This is a genomic window from Rothia sp. P4278 (assembly GCF_048512945.1).
Taxonomy (GTDB): domain Bacteria; phylum Actinomycetota; class Actinomycetes; order Actinomycetales; family Micrococcaceae; genus Rothia.
In genome coordinates this window covers 39,650-58,654 of record NZ_JBLXXU010000002.1, presented here as the reverse complement: position 1 = coordinate 58,654, position 19,005 = coordinate 39,650, and the positions used below count along the sequence as shown (strand labels likewise).

Annotated in this window: 18 protein-coding genes and 1 pseudogene; 11 read left to right on the top strand and 8 right to left on the bottom strand. The window is 56.7% G+C overall.

The window, feature by feature from the left end:
- Positions 1-55: 55 nt before the first annotated feature.
- The 5 genes from galU to ACN085_RS04340 all read left to right on the top strand — a co-directional run bounded on the left by galU (position 56) and on the right by ACN085_RS04340 (position 5,562).
- Complete coding sequence (gene galU / locus ACN085_RS04360) at positions 56-964, top strand: UTP--glucose-1-phosphate uridylyltransferase GalU (protein WP_419111042.1); 909 nt, start codon at positions 56-58, stop codon at positions 962-964.
- Positions 965-1,149: 185 nt separating this feature from the next.
- Complete coding sequence (locus ACN085_RS04355) at positions 1,150-2,037, top strand: hypothetical protein (RefSeq protein ID WP_419110741.1); 888 nt, start codon at positions 1,150-1,152, stop codon at positions 2,035-2,037.
- Positions 2,038-2,163: 126 nt separating this feature from the next.
- Positions 2,164-3,810, top strand: coding sequence for a CHAD domain-containing protein (locus tag ACN085_RS04350; RefSeq protein WP_419110740.1), 1,647 nt, complete (start codon positions 2,164-2,166; stop codon positions 3,808-3,810).
- A gap of 392 nt (positions 3,811-4,202) precedes the next feature.
- Positions 4,203-4,634, top strand: a complete 432-nt coding sequence (locus ACN085_RS04345; protein ID WP_419099365.1) for a hypothetical protein — start codon at positions 4,203-4,205, stop codon at positions 4,632-4,634.
- A gap of 1 nt (position 4,635) precedes the next feature.
- Entirely contained in the window at positions 4,636-5,562 is a 927-nt protein-coding gene (locus tag ACN085_RS04340) for a LysR substrate-binding domain-containing protein (protein ID WP_419110739.1), read from the top strand.
- Between the two features lie 46 nt (positions 5,563-5,608).
- Here the strand turns inward: ACN085_RS04340 and ACN085_RS04335 are convergent, their stop codons facing one another.
- Positions 5,609-6,658: a mechanosensitive ion channel family protein gene (locus tag ACN085_RS04335; RefSeq protein WP_419110738.1), complete on the bottom strand. Its 1,050-nt coding sequence runs from the start codon at positions 6,656-6,658 to the stop codon at positions 5,609-5,611.
- Positions 6,659-6,807: 149 nt separating this feature from the next.
- Here ACN085_RS04335 and ACN085_RS04330 point away from each other — a divergent pair, with 149 nt between their 5' ends.
- Genes ACN085_RS04330 through ACN085_RS04320 form a run of 3 tightly spaced genes read left to right on the top strand, consistent with a single transcriptional unit; the run spans position 6,808 to position 9,633 of the window.
- Positions 6,808-7,287 carry an NUDIX hydrolase gene (locus ACN085_RS04330; protein WP_419104909.1) on the top strand — a complete coding sequence of 160 codons (480 nt, stop codon included), beginning with the start codon at positions 6,808-6,810 and terminating at the stop codon, positions 7,285-7,287.
- 2 nt (positions 7,288-7,289) lie between these two features.
- Entirely contained in the window at positions 7,290-8,405 is a 1,116-nt protein-coding gene (locus tag ACN085_RS04325; protein ID WP_419110737.1) for a glycine betaine ABC transporter substrate-binding protein, read from the top strand.
- A 10-nt stretch (positions 8,406-8,415) separates the two neighbouring features.
- The gene (locus tag ACN085_RS04320; protein ID WP_419110736.1) at positions 8,416-9,633 is read left to right on the top strand and encodes a pyridoxal phosphate-dependent aminotransferase; all 1,218 of its coding nucleotides are present in this window, start codon (positions 8,416-8,418) and stop codon (positions 9,631-9,633) included.
- Between the two features lie 100 nt (positions 9,634-9,733).
- Here the strand turns inward: ACN085_RS04320 and ACN085_RS04315 are convergent, their stop codons facing one another.
- Together ACN085_RS04315 and xseA are read right to left on the bottom strand one after the other, a co-directional pair.
- Positions 9,734-9,970, bottom strand: a complete 237-nt coding sequence (locus tag ACN085_RS04315; RefSeq protein WP_419099371.1) for an exodeoxyribonuclease VII small subunit — start codon at positions 9,968-9,970, stop codon at positions 9,734-9,736.
- Positions 9,971-10,031: 61 nt separating this feature from the next.
- Positions 10,032-11,333, bottom strand: a complete 1,302-nt coding sequence (xseA, locus tag ACN085_RS04310) for an exodeoxyribonuclease VII large subunit (protein WP_419110734.1) — start codon at positions 11,331-11,333, stop codon at positions 10,032-10,034.
- 135 nt (positions 11,334-11,468) lie between these two features.
- On the opposite strand from xseA, the gene ACN085_RS04305 reads away from it, so the two are divergent.
- Positions 11,469-12,683, top strand: coding sequence for a hypothetical protein (locus ACN085_RS04305; protein ID WP_419110733.1), 1,215 nt, complete (start codon positions 11,469-11,471; stop codon positions 12,681-12,683).
- A gap of 20 nt (positions 12,684-12,703) precedes the next feature.
- The gene (locus tag ACN085_RS04300) at positions 12,704-13,795 is read left to right on the top strand and encodes a 4-hydroxy-3-methylbut-2-enyl diphosphate reductase (protein ID WP_419099374.1); all 1,092 of its coding nucleotides are present in this window, start codon (positions 12,704-12,706) and stop codon (positions 13,793-13,795) included.
- Positions 13,796-13,798: 3 nt separating this feature from the next.
- Here the strand turns inward: ACN085_RS04300 and ACN085_RS04295 are convergent, their stop codons facing one another.
- Positions 13,799-15,064, bottom strand: a complete 1,266-nt coding sequence (locus ACN085_RS04295; protein WP_419110732.1) for a DNA recombination protein RmuC — start codon at positions 15,062-15,064, stop codon at positions 13,799-13,801.
- A gap of 94 nt (positions 15,065-15,158) precedes the next feature.
- Between ACN085_RS04295 and ACN085_RS04290 the strand changes: the two genes are divergently transcribed.
- A complete protein-coding gene (locus ACN085_RS04290; protein ID WP_419099376.1) occupies positions 15,159-15,482 on the top strand; it encodes a DMT family transporter in 324 nt (107 codons plus the stop codon).
- A gap of 10 nt (positions 15,483-15,492) precedes the next feature.
- Here the strand turns inward: ACN085_RS04290 and ACN085_RS04285 are convergent, their stop codons facing one another.
- From ACN085_RS04285 to ACN085_RS04270, 4 genes and pseudogenes are all read right to left on the bottom strand, one after another.
- On the bottom strand, positions 15,493-16,098 hold the full coding sequence (locus ACN085_RS04285) for a response regulator transcription factor (protein WP_419110731.1): 606 nt from the start codon (positions 16,096-16,098) through the stop codon (positions 15,493-15,495).
- Positions 16,095-17,207, bottom strand: a complete 1,113-nt coding sequence (locus ACN085_RS04280) for a sensor histidine kinase (protein ID WP_419110730.1) — start codon at positions 17,205-17,207, stop codon at positions 16,095-16,097. The genes ACN085_RS04285 and ACN085_RS04280 overlap by 4 nt, the downstream gene beginning before the upstream one ends.
- Positions 17,208-17,224: 17 nt before the next feature.
- Positions 17,225-17,944, bottom strand: coding sequence for an ABC transporter permease (locus ACN085_RS04275; protein ID WP_419110729.1), 720 nt, complete (start codon positions 17,942-17,944; stop codon positions 17,225-17,227).
- Positions 17,945-18,042: 98 nt separating this feature from the next.
- Positions 18,043-18,800, bottom strand: a pseudogene (locus ACN085_RS04270) (ABC transporter ATP-binding protein).
- Positions 18,801-19,005 lie beyond the last annotated feature (205 nt).

Genomic DNA, 19,005 nt, shown 5'->3' with positions numbered 1-19,005 from the left:
GCACAATTTATCTAGCATATAAGCAGGTTATGCAGTGTTTTTAGGTATTCTGATGATTATGACAGAAAATAAATCACTTCCCGTGACCAAGGCGGTTATCCCCGCTGCAGGTCTCGGCACTCGCTTCCTTCCTGCAACAAAGGCAACCCCCAAGGAAATGTTGCCTGTTGTTGACCGCCCCGCAATTCAATACGTGGTCGAAGAGTCGATTCGTGCTGGCCTGAACGATGTTTTGATGATTACCGGCCGCAATAAGCGCGCCCTTGAAGATCATTTTGACCGCGTTCCTGTTCTGGAACAGCAGCTTGAAGAGCAGGGTAAAGATGCCTTGCTTCAGAGTGTCCTAGATTCCAACGACCTGGGTGAGATTCACTATGTCCGCCAGGGCGACCCCAAGGGGCTTGGCCACGCAGTTCTGCGCGGTAAGGTGCATGTGGGCAATGAACCATTCGCTGTCCTTCTGGGCGACGATCTCATCGATGAGAAAGAAGACCTGCTCTCAGAGATGGTTGCCGTTCAGCAGAAGACCGGTGGCTCCGTCGTCGCTCTGATGGAGGTACCCGAGGAACAGATTTCTGCTTACGGTTGCGCCGCTGTTGAAGCTGTTGAAGGTGAAGATGGCTTCGTCAAGGTAACCGGCCTGGTCGAGAAACCCGCAGCTGAAGAGGCACCCTCCAACCTTGCTGTGATTGGTCGTTACGTCCTTTCCCCCAAGGTATTTGAGGTGCTGGAAAATACCGCCCCTGGCCGTGGTGACGAAATTCAGCTCACCGACGCTCTACAGACTCTTGCACAGGGCTCAGGCCAGGGCGAAGGTGTCTATGGCCTTGTCTTCAAGGGCCGCCGCTTTGACACCGGTGACAAGCTCTCCTACCTCAAAGCCAATGTCATTCTGGCCTCCGAACGTGATGATCTTGGCCCCGAGCTACGGAGCTGGATTAAAGAATTCGCTGCAGAGCTCTAAAGACAATTTACAGCGCTAATTTTGATGCACGATCTGCGCCATGCAGGGTATCTACTTGGATGTCAAGTAGATACCCTGTTTTCTTACCTGAACCCGCCCCCGCAAAGCAGGGTCAGCGGGTGCGCTCTGCGGTAGAATAGGTGAGTTACGTTTATACTTTTCTGCTATTAAGATGGGGGCTGTCTATGGAGCTGCTAAGCACCTCAGGCATTGTCTTGCTTGTTTGTGTACTTGCGGGGCTCTATCTGGTCAGCCGCCGCACAAAACCGCAGGGAACCGCGACGATTGGCGCCGAGAAATACGCTGCTGACGTCATGGAAGAGGCCCCTGAGCCCGCTAGCCCAGAGCGTTCACTCGAATCTGTGCAGACCCTTACCGCTAGATCAGAAGGATCCCCTTGGACCGGTTTCGTACCGCGTTGGGGCCGTCTGGCAATCTTCTCGCTAGCCTGCCTGGCCCTTTTCCTTGCACTGGTCACAGGTCTTATGAGCCTGTGGGCAAGCGCATCTTTCGCCTTCCCCCTGGTCTGTCTGCTTGTTGCTACCGGTTCTCTTACCTTCTTGCGTGTACTTGCAGTTCGAGACAGGGACCGCCGTCGTGCCCGTACCGCCCTGACCGTTGAGAAAGCTCGCAAGGCCCATCGTCCTTCGGGAAGACAGGGCGCTGAAAGTAGCGTGAACCCGCTTTCCCAGCCCGAAACCTCATCCATTGAACTGCGCCCTGCACCTGAGCGCCCTGCCCGCGCTCGTCAGCAGATGCCGGTTAGTCACGCAGCTAAAGCACTACGCAAAGCACGGACCCAGACCCCTGCGACCGCCCTGAGGCCCTCTCTGGCTCCTGCGGCTCAAAGGGACACCGAGCTCACCCCTCGCCTGAGAATGGACGAGGCTCTGCCCGATACTAGCTGGCAGATTACAGAGGTTCCCCGCCCGACCTATCTTGATGCACCCACAGCGCATAGGGAACTACCTACCGTGAATGAGTCAGAGCCTGAGCAACTGAGCCAGACTAAGACTCTTGCGGAGGCCGCTTCGCTCAATCTTGACGATGTCCTCAGGCGTCGGCGGGCCTAGACAAATCTGTGAGCCGTAGAGCTCATCGAAAGAACTGAATCAAGCGCCTGCCCTGAACCTAGGGCAGGCGTTTTTGCATGGGGCGGTTTAGCCGCTACCGCTGATCACCACAGTGAAGGATACCTTATGGTTGCTCACCACCTAGAAGTTGAACGTAAATACGAGCTTGCAGACCTAGGCGGGCAGGCTCCGGTTATCGCCTGGCAGTTTGAGAGCTGGATAGCTGATACCCCTGTTGTAGAAGAGCTCGATGCAACTTACTTTGATACGCCGCAAGGTCAGCTCGCTGCCCACAGCCTTGCCCTCCGCCGGAGGCTAGGCGGGTATGACGAGGGCTGGCACATCAAATTTGATGTTTCTGGTGACCGCCATGAGGTATCTTTCAGCCTGGCTGAGAACCCCGAAGATATGCCCGAAGACATTCGACGTTTTGTGCGGGTGCTGACCGCTGGCAGTGTACTTGAACCGCGAGTTGGTTTAGCTACCCACAGGAGCAGGACTGTTATCCGTAGTTCAGATGGCCAGGCACTGGCGGAAATCTGTGATGACCGTGTTCAGGCCCTTGACTACGCCACCGGAGTTGAGCGTGCCTGGCAGGAGTGGGAAATAGAACTTTTAGAGCCGGCGCAATCGGATGCCAACCTTGCTCACAAGGTATTCTCCACGGTCGAGGAGTTACTTCTAGCGGCAGGGGCAGGCCCTTCATCCTCTCCGGCCAAAATTGCGCGAGCGCTCGGAAAGGACGCTGAATTTGAGCGCCGCCGAGAGACTCACCTCAAACAGTCGGAAGGCTTGCCCGAACAAGGGGTTGAGCTATCCCCGGTTGCCTCTGCGGATGCCGTTTGGCGGGATCCGGCTACCTCGGTCGACATGCTGGCAGAGATTGTGAACCGGTACAGCATTGAACTGGGGCAGGCTGATTTGCTGGTCCGGGCAGGACTACCTGATTCCAGTCACCAGGGGAGGGTCATTGCCCGTCAGCTACGGAGCGTGCTTGCTTTCATGGCGGTTCCCTATGCCAAAGATGAGCAGGCTAAGGCGCAGCTTCAGACGATTTTAGGTGGTCTTAAAACCTATGCATCTGAGCTTGAACAGCATCGGAACGGCGAGCTTATCCTGCCTATGGCTCAGTTAGGCCTTGCACGGACGCAGCTGCTAGGTGATAAGGACCTGGCTGAACTTGCTCATCTGGAGCAGGAACAGACACAGGAAGGCCTGGTGTCTGCTATGACCTACCTTGATTCGTCCCAGAGGTTGAACCTCCAGCAGTCTCTGCGTGATCTGCAAAAAGATTTGGATAGGTTTGTAGATTTACCTGCACAGCGTGAAAAGTACAGTGCTAAGGTCGCTCGGCGCTTACAAAAGAAGATGGTTAAGCAGGGACTTAAAGCGGTGAAAGCCTGGCCTGACTCTGCAGGGGACTTCGCGGTCACCACTGCTTACGATGATGGTGTTCATGACCTGCGTAAGCTGGCTAAAGCTACCCGCTACTGCCTGACTGCCTGCGCCGATGCAGGCATCTCTTTGAGCGAGGGGCAGGAGACCTTGCTCAAGAGCGCTCGCTTACTTCAAGCTGAGCTGGGCAAGCTCACCGATGAGTTGACTTTTCTTGACTGGCTTAAGGGCTTGAATGAGTCCTCCACTGCGGGGCTAAGCCCCTTTACTGTGGGTTGCCTTGCTGGGCGTAGTGAGCATGTAGCCCAGAAGCTGCGGGAAAGTATCCATTCCTCTGTTCCCCCAGTCCTGCAGAAGATTAGGTCTATTGATCTTTAGAAGAGGCCCTCTGAAGCGGAGAACCTGGCGCGGTCAAAGAGAAAGGCGGAGGTGCTGGTTGCACCTCCGCCTTGCATCACACACAGGAAGAAAAGTTATCTTGTTGACCTCCTAGCAGGCCTTCCCACAAGGCCCTGAGCTATTTGGTAATAAAAATATAACCTAATTCTGTGGCCTATGGCTAGGGGGTCCCTGTAATTTTTTTAGATTTACCTATTCTTGAAGATAGGATAGCCTAAATTTTAAACTATTAGCCCATGTCAGGGCTCTATTTGCCAAGAAATTGTGACCTTGCTCTCACCTTCTGGAAAGCTGTTGCCAGGCCATGCCGTTAGACTGGGGGAATGAGGGAATGGCTAGAAGGCTTGCACTGGAGTGCCGCAATAGGATTCATGTGGCTGGTAGGCATAGTGCGAACAAGCATCGTCTTTTCCCTGGGCTGGCTGGCCTCGACCGGTAGCAGTCGCTTCCACAAAATTCGCTACCTGATGGACCACCCCCTCTACCGCAGAGCCCAGTTTTTTGTGAACCGCTGGGGTGTCTTGGCAGTTCCCGCCTGTTTTGTGACGGTTGGCTTTCAGACCGCAGTTATCCTCACGACTGGCTTTACCCGCATGCCACTTACCCGATGGGTACCAGCCATGCTCGTCGGCACTTTCTTCTGGGGAACAATTTACGCAACGGTCGGTATGTCGGTGATTTGGCTCTGGCTAGAAAACCCGGCTGTTGCCCTCTCACTGGTGCTTATATTCCTGATCCTTGTGCTGCTCATCCGGTGGCACGGTGCACGGCGTTCAATGCCCCAACTGCCGAAAGGTAAATAGCGTGATACTCAGCCAAGCTATCCTCGCCCGTACAGATTTGTTAGTAGATGGACACACGGATCGCTATGAGCAGGTTGGTAAAGTGCCAGGCCTGTGCGTGGGCTTTGTGCCCGGTGTGATGCCGGGTAAGTGGTTCAACCGTTGGCGCGATCGCTATTCGGCACTGGCCCCGCTAACCGATGTGGCACTTGGGGAGAGCAAAGGGCTTGCCGCCCTCGATGCCTTTGCCGATATGGTGCTTGTGCGAGCCGAGGATGAACCTGCAGCGCGCGATAAGAACCTCTACCACGCTATTGAGCTCTACCGCGAAGTGCCCGTTGTCGTTCTGCCCAAAGACCATCTGTTCACCCTCCTAGAGGCGGTCCCGGTGGCTGATCTGGCTGAGGAGTTCCTACTTCAAGATCCTAGGGAGATACCGGGCTGGGAACACACCGAGCAGACTCGTATCGTGCAGGAATCCCGCCCGCTACCTTCCATGAGGCACCGGGCCGATGCCGTAGAGCTGGTCGCCGCTGGTCTGGGCTTGCTGGTGGTGCCTATGTCTCTTGCCCGCTTCTACCACCGCAAGGACGTCACCTACCGCCCTGTTGAAGGACTAGAAGAGTACCAGGTCTTGCTGGTCTGGAAGCGCCAGGTACGCCCAGAAGAGCGGGAAGCTGTGATTCAGGATTTTGTGGGTATTACCAGGGGTAGAACAGCCGCCTCTCAGAGGGGCAGTGACACCCGCGAAACCGCCTTAGAGAAGCAAAGCCGTGAAAAAGAGGAAGCCAAGCGTAAACGTCAGGCCGCCAATAAACGGCGTGAAGCCGAGGACCGTAAGAGACGCAATGCGCAAAAGAGCGGTAACCTGCGGCAGTTCCAGGCCCAAAAGGGTGCTAAGCCCGCCCCCAAGGGGAGCGGGCGCGGTAGCCGAGGTAAAAAGCGCTAACCCCTCCGGTGTCCTCCGTAGGGTGCACCTATGCTAGACACTGACTTTACTTCTTGTCGAAGGCGGAAGCATCGGTAAATTTTTGGGGTGTGGTGCTAGCGCTAGCGACAGAACCATTACCGTGCACTTGGCTGTGAATTACCGACTGCTGAGCAAGCGGGATACGAATTCCTTGCTTATCCATAGCCTTTTTGAGTTCGGCGCGGAGTTTACGGCCCACAGCAAACTGCTCGGACGGGGCAGTAGTCACCGTCAAACGTAGAATCACGGATTCGCCGGTCACCGACTGGACACCTAGATACTGGGGTTGGCCTGACACATTGCCCTTAATTCCGGGTAGTTCAATAGCCTCCTGGGTGGATTTGACCAGGAAATCAGCCATTTCGTCGATATCTGCCTCGTAGGGGATAGGCAGGTCAATAACGATTCGTGCCCAGCCCTGGGACGAGTTGCCCACTCTTAGGATTTCACCGTTGCGCACATGCCACAGGGTGCCCTGGACGTCTCGTACCTGGGTCGTACGTAGGCCTACAGCTTCAACTTCCCCTTCTGTATCGCCTAGATTAACCCAGTCACCGATACCTAGCTGATCTTCAGCCACAATAAAGATGCCCGAAAGGAAGTCCTTGACTAGGGACTGCGCGCCGAAGGACAGCGCCACACCCACAACACCGGCAGATGCGATAACCGGTGCAATATTGAAACCGAGCTCAGCGATAACCATGATGATGGTGACGGCCCAGATCATGATGGCTGAAACTGACCGGAGAACGGAGCCTACGGTGTGAGCGCGCTGGGCCTGCCGGGCGGAGGCCAGGGACGTATCTGAGGACCAGCGTTTAGCGAGCAAGCCTTTCTTATCTTCGCTGGCTACGATTCGGCTTCGAGTCCCGCGTGCAATGGAATCAGCGACATGCCTGATAACCACCCGTAAGAGTATGTGCAAAATACCCCCGATGGTAAGAATCAGAAGGATGCGAAGCGGTGCACCCATCCAGAAATCTATGCTGGTCATCCGCGCCATGATACTTTCTGCTGCAGCGGTTCCCTGCTCAAGTGAAGAATTCTCTGCTAGTACATTCCCTGAAAAACTCATACCCAAGAGCCTAATACCTTTTCTTCTGTAAAGCTGAAGACAAACCAGGTAGATGAGCGGTAGCTGAATATGGTGGTGGGGCTGGCAAATGACACCGGCGCAGGTCGCTAAACTGGTGGAAGAGAATCGATAGTAAAGGAAACCCTTGCATGCCTCTGCCGAAAATGGAAACCCGCCCGGCCGCCTATGCAGTAGTTATTGAAGACGAGCAGATTCTGCTAGCACGGTGGGTTCCTCACATTCCGGGCTTCAAACCCGGCCTGACCCTACCTGGGGGAGGCATGGAACCGGGCGAACAGCCAGCAGATACTGCCCGGCGTGAGGTGCTAGAAGAAACAGGTTACACAGTGGAACTTGATGGTCTGCTGGGCGTGCATGCCGGCTACTTTGGCCCTAACCAGGGAAGTGACCTACCTTTTTGTGCACTTCGTACTATCTACCGGGCTCATAGGACAGGCGGGGAACTGCGCTCAGAAACTGGAGGCTCAACTGACCTTGCCCTGTGGGTTCCTTTAGCCGAATTGGAAAACCATGTCTATTACTCCCTGGTTGATGAAGCCGCCCGTATGATGGGCTACCCTGATGCCCTTGCTCTGAGCCGGGTCTACCAGAAGAAAGGCGCTAAGTGACTATGCCGATTAAAGCTTTGCACTGGCAAGTGATGGGGCTGGGGGCGGTGGCAGCCTTAGCTTTTACCTCATGTGGAGCCTCTGGGGCAGGAACAACCCATAGTTCCCCGGCAGTAGTTTCAAGCGCTACCATCCGCATCGGAACCGGACTTACACCTGAAACCAGGCACGCAGCCTACATCTATCAGGTGGCTTTGCAAGAGGCTGGTTACAGCGCGGAGGTTGTGGAAACCGGGAGGGATCGTTCTGCTATTTTCGAGCAGATGCACATCGATATGAACAGTTCAGCAACTGCCCAACCTACCTCAACATCCCCCGACGGGGACGCTGTTCATATCACCCCTGACCTCTCAGGTGACCTCTTGCTCTACCTGACCGACAACGGTTCGACAAGCCCCAGCATCATCAATGATCAGCGCACCCAGGCTCAGTCAAGAGTGCAGGCCACTGAGCAGTCTAGCCAACCGGCAACAAGCTCCGCTTGGCTAGCCTCAGCCACAGCTAGCCCCAGCCCCACAAACCTTAACGTTCGGGGTCTGAGCAGCAACGATATCGTCAGCTACGTTGACCTTGCGCTCCCCGACACCCTTGAATTGCTCAACCCCTCAGCCGCCACAAACCGTTACGGCTACGTGGTAACCGCCGCTACCGCCCAAAAATACGGTTTAGGTAGCATGAGTGACCTTGGCGAAAAATGCGCCCAGCTTAGCCTAGTAGCCCCCGACACCTACACCGCAAACCCAAGCGGCGAAAACTCACTGCGAGAATATTATGGCTGTATGCCCGACCAAGTCCGTACCACCGATGAACGGACCGAACAGGCCAAGCAGCTCATTAGGGGGCAGACGGACCTTGCCTACATGTTTTCGGCTAGTGCCGATATATCGGCCAATAATCTGACACTGCTCGATGATCCGGAAAGGACACAGCTGGCCCAGAATATCGTGCCGCTGGTGCGTGCGGGGGAAATACCACAAGAAGCCCGGGACATCATCGACGGTGTATCTGCTCAGCTCAACACCGACTCACTTATTCGTCTCAACAGCTTAACCAGCGGTGATAATGCCGTCTCAGAAACTGATGCCGCACATTTCTGGTTGAGCACCCTCAGGGGGTAATCTAAGTCTCATGGCATTCAAGCAAACAAAAAAACTTCAAAACGTCCTCTACGACATTCGTGGGCCTATCTTAGAAGAGGCCCACCGTATGGAGGCCCGCGGTCACCGTATTCTTAAGCTAAATATCGGCAACCCCGCACCCTTCGGTTTTGAAGCGCCTGAAACCATCATGATGGATATCATCGAGCACCTGCCCTACACCCAGGGCTACTCGGATTCCCGTGGCCTCTACTCGGCCCGTACCGCCATTGTGCAGTACTACCAGAACGAGGGCATCATGAACATCACCACCGACGACGTTTACCTGGGTAATGGTGTCTCTGAGCTTATCCCCATGACACTGCAGGCCTTGCTAGATGATGGGGAAGAGATTCTGGTCCCCAGTCCCGACTACCCTCTGTGGACTGCCGCTACCCAGCTGGCTGGCGGCAAGCCGGTGCACTACCTCTGTAAGGAGGAAGACAACTGGTTCCCGGATATAGAAGATATCAAGTCCAAAATTACTTCTAAGACACGCGGCATTGTGGTAATCAACCCCAATAATCCGACCGGCGCCGTCTACTCACCTCAGCTTCTGAGGCAGATTGTAGATATTGCTCGGGAACATGAGTTGGTCATTTTCGCTGATGAAATCTACGAGAAGATTCTCTACGACGGTGCCACCATGACGCACGTAGCTTCTATCGCCGATGATGACGTGCTGACCCTGACTTTCTCTGGTCTTTCCAAGGCCTACCGGGTCTGCGGTTACCGTGCCGGCTGGGTCGCTATTTCCGGCCCCAAGCTCGCGGCCGCCCCCTTCATTGAGGGCATTAACCTGCTGGCTAACATGCGTCTGTGCGCTAACGTACCTGCCCAGCACGCCGTACAAACAGCGCTGGGCGGCTACCAGTCCATCAAGGATTTGATTCTGCCCGGTGGCCGTCTTAAAGAGCAACGTGACCTGTCGTACCAGATGCTCAGTCAGATGGAGGGCGTGAGCGTCAAGCAGGCTGAAGGTGCGCTCTACCTCTTCCCCAAGCTCGATATTGATAAGTTCAACATTACCAGCGATGAGCAGTTCATGCTTGATTTGCTCAGGGAGCAGAAGATTCTGCTCAGCCACGGAACGGCCTTTAACTGGGGGCAACCCGACCACTTCCGACTGGTCTTCCTCCCGGATGTTCACACCCTGGCTGATGCGCTGGAACGCCTGGGCAACTTCCTGAGCGACTACAAACAGAATTAGTTGTAAAGGCCGACATATAGGCATATAGAGGCGCGCAGGCGCAGAGAAAGTGATGCCATTTTCTCTGCGCCTGCGTTCTTGCAGATTTGCGAGGCCCGGCCTAGCTAGTGGCCTGCTTGGCGGCATCTAAGCGCGCCTGGGCACCGTCAAGCCAGGCCTCACAACGAGCTGCCAAGGCCTCGCCGCGCTCCCAGAGGGCAATGGATTCTTCGAGGGTGGAAGCCCCGGACTCCATGCGGGTTACGACCTGCATGAGCTCTTCGCGGGCTTGTTCGTAGGAAAGCTCATCCACGGGGCGGGCATTAAGCTCGGTTGCAAATTCGATATTGTCGCTCACGATAATTCCTTCTATTAGTGTTTGGGTCTAAGTCGTTCTACAGGGCGGGGGAGAGATGAGGCTAGAGAGCACTATCTGAAACTGAGGTCACGGTGGCCTTCAGGCTACCCTGTGCCACACGCACTTTAAGAGCCTGCCCCTCTTCAAGGGTGCTACTGTCGCGGACTAGGGCTCCCGACGCTGTTTGTACCAGGGAATAGCCCCGTTCAAGCGTCTGCTGGGGGGAGAGCGCCGTGACCCGTGCCCTGAGCTGGCTCACCTGTTCACGGTCGCGTACCAGCCGATGGGTGGCCGCTGTTAATGCTCGGGCTCGGAGACGCTCAATATCCTCAGCCCGCGCCAGCATGGTTGAAGCTGGGGCGGCAAGGGCCGGGCGGGAACGGACCTGGGTTAGCCCCATGCGCTCACGCTGAATCAGCAGCTCAAGAGAGCGCATCAGCTGGTAGCGGGCTGCCCGGAAGAACTCACGCTCATCGGCGACATCGGGCACGATACGCTTACCAGCGTCGGTGGGTGTTGAAGCGCGCACATCGGCCACATGATCAAGGAGAGGTGAATCGGCCTCATGCCCGATAGCAGAGACCACAGGGGTGCGGGCCGCCGCAACGGCGCGAACCATGGCTTCTTCTGAGAAGGGCAGTAGATCCTCGAAGGAGCCACCACCGCGTGCAATTACAATCAGGTCAATGGAGGGATCTGCATCAAGCTCAGCCAGGGCCGCTGTTACCTGGGCTACCGCATGAACACCTTGAACAGCTACCTCCCGCACCGCAAAGTTAACAGCAGGCCAGCGGAGGCTGGCGTTGCGAATCACATCTTTGAGGGCATCTGAATCGCGCCCGGTAATCAAGCCGATGGTGTGGGGCAGTAGCGGGAGCGGTTTTTTGCGGCTGGCATCGAACAGGCCCTGGGCCTGGAGCTTGGCACGGAGCTGCTCAATACGTTCGAGCATGGAGCCCACACCCACCGGCTTAATGTTGGAACCTTGCATGGAGAGCCGACCGGTTTTAACCCAGAAATCTGGCTTAAGTTGCAGGACGATGCGTGAACCTCGTTCTACCTGCCCCTGGATTTTTGCCATCTCTGAACCCCAGACCGTCACCGACACTGAGACTTCCTGGTCAATATCGCGCAGGGTCAGGTAAGAGACTCGGCCCCGGTGGTTGAGCTCAATTACCTGGCCTTCGACCCAGGTTGGCACACACCGGGCTATATACTCGTGCATCTTATGGGAGAGCAGATGAAGTGGCCAAGGGTTATCGGGTGTGGTCTGGCCGGCCCGTTGGGCATGTTGCCGGGGCTCCCGCCCTTCCTCTTGTTGCTGCTGGAGTTCAGCGAGCGTAGGTTCGCCAAAAGTATTCATATACCACTACTACCACCGGGGGCTGACACTTTTAGCCTCTTAACGAGGGTCGGTCGTACTTTTTATAGCATCAAAGGGGCTTCTACAGGTTAAAACACCCCAAAAGCTAGATAAACAAGCTACTATTCAAGGACTATGGGCACACAAAGTAGGCATGATTTTAATGAGCACGGTGACGGCAACTGGACTAACCCTCAGGTCCAGGCCGAGAACCAACGTGTCATCTACCAAGAAACTCAGGGGCAATCTGCTTCCGCTGTTAGAGCCGTAGCCTACGGCACAGCAGCTGCTTACCAGCACACGCTTCCCCAGGGGCAGGGGCAGGGGCGTGTGCCCCAGGCACAGACGGTTCCTGCTTCTTCCTACCCGGTTCCTGTAAATCCTGCGCCCCTACCTGCCTACCCCTACCCGGCCAAACCTCCTTATCGGATCTTTCGCCGCTTCTTCTGTAGTCTGCTAGCCCTATTCACCCTCTTGTGTGGGCTAGCCGGTGCTACGGCCTACTGGGCCCAGAGCGCCATCGTCGATACCGATAACTTCACGGCTATGGCCCAGGGACTGGCGACAGACCAGGACTTCCAGAACAGCCTGGCCTCAGCGGTCACCGATGACATCATGGCTTCACCTACCATCAGCACCTACCTGGGGGACGGGAACAGTGAGACCTGGTACGGGGGCGCCCAGAACTGGTTATACGACCAGACCTATACCCTGGTTAACCAGGCCACAGGCACCGTCGTTGCCTCGGAAGACTACCCGGAGTTGTGGGCGAAAGCTATGAGTGACTCCCACCGCTATAACTTTTCGGGGGAGACCAGGCCCGCCATGCTCGACTTTTCAGCTATCTACGATAAAGCTAGTGATTCCCTGCGGGCCACAACTGGTATCTCACTTGATACCAGCGCCCTTCCCGGGCGAACCCTTACGCTCGATACCGGCGAGAGTATCTGGCCGGTTAACACAAGTATTAACACCCTGATAGGGTTCGCGGGCCTCTGGCCGATTCTTCTAGCCGGTTGCGCTGGCTCCGCCCTACTGGGCTTTCTGCTGTGGCCCGGTTCTAAATGTGCTCACCTGGCTTGCGTGGCTTTCATAGGTGCAGGACTTCTCTGGGCAACCGCCCTGATCGGTGGCGGAGCCTCATGGCTCTCGGGCCTTGGGCAGGGCGCAAGTAGCTCCGGTGTGCTCTTTTTCCAGAAACTCTCACAGTTAATTGCTGAATCCTTTGCCAGCTACCTGAACGGACTGGCCTTTGAGGTGCTGATTGCGGCGGTCGTCCTGACCCTGCTGGCAATTCTCATAGCGGTGCTCCGCGTAACTGCGAGACCCGCCACTGCACGCTTTCGCTAGAACAACGTAGGATAGAGACTATGTCCACTGCCGAAAAGACCATTGAACTGGGCCTGCCCACCGTGCCACGTGTGCGCCGGACCCGCCAAGAAATTGAGGCCGCCGCACCAACCGGCCCCAAAAAAGTACTTCTGGCCGCCCCGCGCGGCTACTGCGCTGGCGTTGACCGCGCGGTTATCGCCGTTGAACGTGCTCTAGAGCACTACGGTGCTCCGGTGTACGTGCGCAAACAGATTGTGCACAATCGACACGTCGTTGAGACTCTAGAAGCTCAGGGCGCAATCTTTGTGGACGAGGTAGAGGAAGTTCCCGAGGGCGCCGTCACCGTATTCTCAGCCCACGGTGTTTCCCCTGCCGTTGTCGATTCTGCCGCTGAGCGCCAGCTTAACACTATTGATGCGACCTGCCCACTGGTATCCAAGGTGCACCGGGAAGCGGTCCGCTTTGCTAAGCAGGACTATGACATTCTGCTGATTGGCCACACCGGCCACGAAGAGGTCGAGGGCACAGCAGGCGAAGCCCCCGAACACATCCAGATTGTTAACTCGCCCGACGAAGTTGACCGGGTAACTGTGCGCGACCCCGAAAAGGTCGTGTGGATTTCTCAGACAACCCTGTCGGTGGACGAAACCCTTGAGACCGTTGCCCGCCTGCGCGAGCGTTTCCCCACCCTCCAGGACCCGCCCTCAGACGATATCTGCTACGCAACCTCAAACCGCCAGGGTGCTATCAAGGAAATTGCTCCCAAGAGCGACCTCGTGATTGTTGTGGGTTCTTCTAACTCATCAAACTCGGTGCGCCTCAAGGAGGTCGCTGAGGAATACGGTGCTCAGCGTGCCGAGCGCGTTGATTTTGCTCACCAGGTCGATGAAGCCTGGTTTGAGGGCGTAACCACAGTGGGGCTGACCTCCGGTGCATCGGTTCCCGAGGTGCTGGTGCAAGAGGTCCTGCACCTGCTCGCTGACTACGGCTACACCGATGTTGAGGAACACGAAACCGCTAAGGAAGACATCCTCTTTTCCCTCCCCAAAGAACTGCGTGCTGCGCTGAAGAACGACACCGGTGCTCCCGCTATGCGGCTGGGCGGACGAGGTTCAAAGCCCACCCGCTAAGCCTTATTCATCAAAAAGAGGTTCATCGGTCCACGAGTCGTAAGGCTCAGGGCCGATGTTCTCTTTTCTCTGGGTACTCTCCGCATGGTACTGGGGGAGGGAGGTCATGAACTCCGGTGCCGTCAGCGGTTTAAGGCTAGCTTCCGAAGGGGTGGGGCTCAGGTGACCGGTAGCGTCCTGCACCCCGGAGAGAGCCGTCATCTTGCGGGCGGTCACAAACACACGGGTCTCTAAGGAACCCACCAGCGCGTTATACGAATCAACAGTGCGCGCCAAGGACTTACCCATACCCGCAAGATGGGACCCCGCGGTACCGAGTCGCTCATAGAGCTGCTGTGAAAGATTAAAGAGCTCCCGGGCGTTATCGGTCAGAGCATCCTGCCGCCAGGAGAAGGAAATAGCCTTAAGCGCGGCCAACAGCGATACAGGCGATACCAGTGCTACGTTCTTGGCCGCGGCGTAGTCCAAGAGCTTAGCGTCTGCGGTCAGTGCCGCCGAAAGGGCTGACTCTACCGGGATAAAGCAGAGCACCAATTCCGGTGAAGCCCCAAAACCGGCCCAATATTGCTTAGAGGCCAGGGCATCAAGGTGAGCGCGAACAGCCTTAGCGTGACGGCCCAATAGCTCAGCCTGCACCGGCCCCTCAGCCTCCTGGGCATCAAGGTAGGAACTCAAGGGTACCTTAGCATCGAGTACCACCGTTTTACCGCCGGGTAGATGAACCACCATATCCGGTCGAATCTGTCGCTCCTGACCCCTGCTATCGGTAGCTACTGTGGTGTTCTGCTCGCTAAAGGTCACATGCCGGAGCATGCCGGCGGCCTCTACCACACGGCGTAGCTGGGCCTCACCCCAGCTACCCCGGGCACTGGTGGAGCGCAAAGCGGAAGAAAGCAGGCCCGTGACCTCGCGGAGCTGGTGGCTGGTCTTATTCGTCTCATTCAGAGCCTGAGCCAGGCCCCCGTACTGCTGGGCGCGCTGGGTCTCCATGGTACGCACTGACTTTTCCATGGTTGCCAGCTGGGTCTTGACCGGGGCTAGCGCCAGTAGGACGTCTTCATCGGCCTCCGCCCGGGCCTGAAGCTCCCTGACCCGCTCACTTAGCAGAGTCTCAGCCCGCTGGGCGGCAGCAAGATCCGCAGTGAGCTGAGCATTTTTTTCGCGGAGCGCATCGGTAGAACCGCTGCCCGCCCGCCCCCAGAAGAAACCGGCCAGGGTGCCCAAAACCAGGGCAAGAATGATCGCAAGAAGAACCGTTGGTGTAGCCATAATCTCTACTCTAACCCGGCCCCCAGCACATGGCCGCGCTGGGGTGGGCTGGGTCTCTGGCCTTTTAGAGCTTTGATGGGCACAATAGGTGACTATGCCCTACCTCTTTTTGACCATAGCAATTATCGCTGAACTGCTAGCAACCAGCCTGCTTAAATACACCGAAGGCTTCACCCGCTGGGGTTTTACTCTGGGGTGCCTCACCAGCTACGGCCTAGCTTTTTATATGCTCTCTATCGCCGTGCGTGATATCCCCGTGGGGGTGGCCTACGCCCTGTGGTCGGGCCTGGGAACAGCGGCCATCGTAGGAATCGGCGCAATCTTCTTAGGGGAACCCGTCACAGTCACCAAAGTAGTGGGAATCGCCCTCATCATCGCCGGAGTTTTGGTGCTTAACCTGACCGGGGCCTCTCACTAAAGCAAGTCCTCTAAAGCCAGCCACGCTCGCGGGCTAGACGGGCGGCATCAAACCTGTTGGAGGCTTCTAACTTGGTGATGGCGCTCGATAGATGATTACGCACCGTCCCCTGGGAGAGATGCAAGTTCTGGGCAATAGCTGATACAGAGGCCCCGCTCTGTGCAGCTACAAGGACCTGACGTTCGCGGTCGGTCAAAGGCGAACTCCCTACCGAGAAACTTTCGGCAGCCAGAGCCGGGTCAACCACTCGCAGGCCGGCATGGACCTTGCGGATAGTCTCCGCCAGCTGGGCTGCCGGCGTGTCTTTGACCACGAAGCCACAGGCCCCCGCCTCCAGTGCTCGGCTCAGGTAACCCGGCCTGCCAAAGGTTGTCACGATTAAAGAGCGGCAAGCTACTTTACGCTCTTTGAGCTGGGCAGCTACCTCAATACCGTTCATTGATGGCATCTCAATGTCTAGGAGGACGACATCGGGTGAGCTCTGTTCAACAAGGGGGAAGACCTCGTCTCCCCGCCCGCAGGTGCCAACTAGTTCCAGGTCAGGCTGCAAGGACAGCAGCGCCCCCAAGGCTTCACGGACTAGTTGCTGATCATCAGCAATCAGAATCTTAATCATGCGCTCCCTCCTGGGCCGGTCAGGGGTGAGGTATCCCCGTTCATCGTAGCCAGTAGACGGGTGGAGCTACCGTGGGCTATGAGCAGATCTCCGCCTGCTTCCTGCACTCTAGCCTGTAAGCCCAGCAGCCCGTTACCGGGTTTAAAGGGGTCCTTGGTGCCGTCGTCAATGATTTCGATTCGTTCGGCATCTAGGTTTACCCAGCAGTTACGGGCCGATGAATGGCGTAGGACATTGGTGATGGCTTCGCGCAGCACCCAGCTAAAAAGAGTGGCATTATTCCCGGCTGTCGCTACCCTAGCCGGTTCTGGCAGATGAGCCCTAATCTGGGCGGTTTCCAGAGCCCTACGAGCGGCTTCAAGCTGCCCAGCGAGATCGGGGCTCTTCATTCGGGTCACGGTAGCCCGTACTTCTGCTAGAGCGGTGCGCGATAGAACCGCTACCTCTTGCATCTGATCACGGGCTTTCTCCGGCTGGGCCGTGGCAAGTGCCGCGGCAAGTTCAGCTTTAAGGTTGATAACGGTCAGTGAATGCCCCAAAATATCGTGGACGTCCCGGGCTATGTGCTCAGCCTGTTGAGCCCGAGCCAGTTCTTCCTCCCGCTCCCTGCGCAGATCCGCCCAGTAACTTAGCGTTGCCATGACCAGCACAAAAATGGAACCGGTAATGAATCCGTAGCCACCCCGGAACAAGATATCCCGGTAAAAGAAAACTAAGCAGGCCGACATCACCAGGGCTATCACAGCCCCGACGATGATCCCAACCCTTTGCGGCGCATGAAAAGCCCAGAGAGCCACGCAGAAAGGGGAAAGGTAGAAGCCCCATCCTCCTAGCACCGAAGATAGCCCAATAGCGGGAAGAAGGAGCAGCAGGTTCCAGTAGAGGGTCTTGAAAACGGGGCGAGGCTCGGTCAGTAAATCGTAGGCCCCATAAGAGAGCAGGTAGATCAGGGAGAACAGGAGGAAGCAGATAAGTCCGACTACCTTCTGAGTGAACGTAAAAGAGCTGTTGTTCAGGAGGTAGCTCAGCGGGTAGAGCAGGAAGACCAGCCAAATCCCTGAGAAACCCGCTGCTACTCTGTCAAAGTTCTTGAGTGCGGAGAAGTTCACGGTTCTATTGTCTCACTCTAGCGGGAATGTACGCGCTTTCGGAGTAACCAGTTTCCCACCATGAAGACTGCTCCCCAGAAGGCCAGGTTCAGTAGGGCGTAGCTGACTGGCTCGGTGACAAACCAGGTGATGGGGTCGGTGGTGACGGTATCACCCCGGGTGAAGAAGTAACGGGAGAGCTGGGTAACCCCGTAGAGCGGGGTGAAACGTGCAACCGCCAAGAGGTCCGTGGAGAGCGGGCTGAAGGTGGTGCCAAAGAAGGAGAAGAAGACCAGCAGACCGGAAGCTACAGAGACGGCACGGGCGTTTTTGAAGAGTCTGGCAATGAGGCTCCCGTAGGCAACGAAGATAGCGGAGACGGCTAGGGTGACTAAGGCACAGGCTACCTGCTGGCCTAGAGGTATGCTGGCTTGAGTCAGCAGGGCGGTTAGATTGACGCAGAGCACCGGCAGAGCTGTTGTCACCAGTGCGTTGACAGTCTTAGTGGCAAGGAGCTGGCGAGAGGTTATTGGCGTCAGGGCCAGCTGGCGGCCCCAGCCTGACTCAATTTCAATCACCGCATTGCCGGCAGATGATACCGCGCCCACGACGGCACCGTAGACCGCCATACCCAGCATGACGTAGGCGGCAGCATCACCGTCTCTGAAAGCCATATGGCTGTAGTCCTGCATGGCCCCAAAGAGTAAGTAGAAGCCCACCGGCATCAGAAGCAGGTAGAAGAAAGACGAAAAGTTCATGAGGGAGTGCTTAGGTCGTAGCCCATAAAGCGGAGAAGTTGCATAGCTGAATCCTTAGCGTGTGTGGTTAGTTGGTGCGGGCGAGGATACTAAAAGCCTCAGCCAGTGTTGGCTGGGTCACCTTGTTGCTGGGCAGTCAGTGCTAGCTCGCTACCACCGTCCAGGCGGAAACGTACGGTGCGCACACCTGCCTGTGCCCTTATCTGTTCGGTGGTGGCATCGGCAACCACTGAACCGTGGGACAGCATGATGATACGGTCGGCAAAGTCCTGGGCTTCTTCCAGGTAGTGCGTGGCAAAAAGAATGGTTTTGCCCAGGGTGGCCTGGGCGTGCATGGACTCCCAGAAGGCCGCGCGGGCTTTAACGTCCATGCCGGTAGTGGGTTCATCGAGAACCAGGATTTCCGGGTCGCTGAGCAAGGCGATAGCGAACCTGACTTTTTGTTGCTGGCCGCCTGAGCACTTGGCGATCTTGCGATTGGCGATATCGGCTATACCTGCGGCTTCGAGAGCTGCCCAGACCTTGGGTGCAGTGGGGTAGGTTGCGGCGACCATGGCTACCTGGTCTTTGACGGTGAGGTCTTTGAGCAGGCCACCGCTCTGGAGGACGGCAGCTACCCGGGATGCTCTGACTGCCTGCGCCGGCGCGGTTCCACAGATTTTAACGGACCCTGCCGGGGGGAGGCCAGCCCTAGGAGCATATCGAGCAGGGTCGATTTACCGGCCCCGTTTTCACCAAGGAGGGCAACAACTTCACCGGGAGCCACGGTGAAGCTAACGTCTTTGACTGCCTCAACGGTACCGGTGCGGCTGGTAAAGGTCTGGGTGAGGTGAGAGGCTGCAACTGCGGTTTTCATACTTCTAGCTTGCCGCTGGCCCGCCCTAGCGCCCGATGCTAAACGTCACGACTTACCCCTGATATTTGTCACGGTACAGGGGTACAGGGCGGGGGTACAGGGCGGGGGTACAGGGCAGGGGTACAGGGCAGGGACACGGGGCAGGGGATAGGACGCTCGGGGGCTAGCCCCCTGGCGCAGGTAGCTGATTATCGCCCTCTAACTA